At 51.9% G+C, this 337-nt stretch carries 3 tRNA genes; all 3 read left to right on the top strand.

The annotated features are described in order from the left end of the window. Positions 1-59 precede the first annotated feature (59 nt). Positions 60-132 (top strand) — tRNA-Val (locus tag FD37_RS12285). Between the two features lie 2 nt (positions 133-134). Beyond that, positions 135-207, top strand: a tRNA-Lys gene (locus tag FD37_RS12280). Positions 208-257: 50 nt separating this feature from the next. After that, positions 258-330 (top strand) — tRNA-Thr (locus FD37_RS12275). Positions 331-337: the final 7 nt, after the last annotated feature.

Raw genomic sequence — 337 nt, 5'->3', positions numbered from 1 at the left:
CGCCGATAGTAGTTGGGGGATCGCCCCCTGCAAGGGTAGGACGTTGCCACGCGATTTATGGAGGATTAGCTCAGTTGGGAGAGCGTCTGCCTTACAAGCAGAGGGTCACAGGTTCGAGCCCTGTATCCTCCATTGAGCCCTTAGCTCAGTTGGTAGAGCATCTGACTTTTAATCAGAGGGTCGACAGTTCGAGCCTGTCAGGGCTCATTCGTCGGAAGGCGAATGACAGTTAGATATTGAGCGATGATACTGGCTATGCCGACTTAGCTCAGTTGGTAGAGCACCTGTCTTGTAAACAGGGGGTCGGAAGTTCGAATCTTCTAGTCGGCATTGATTT

This window comes from Levilactobacillus spicheri DSM 15429 (assembly GCF_001435095.1).
GTDB classification, from domain to species: Bacteria; Bacillota; Bacilli; order Lactobacillales; family Lactobacillaceae; genus Levilactobacillus; species Levilactobacillus spicheri.
This window is presented reverse-complemented; position numbering and strand designations above follow the sequence as displayed.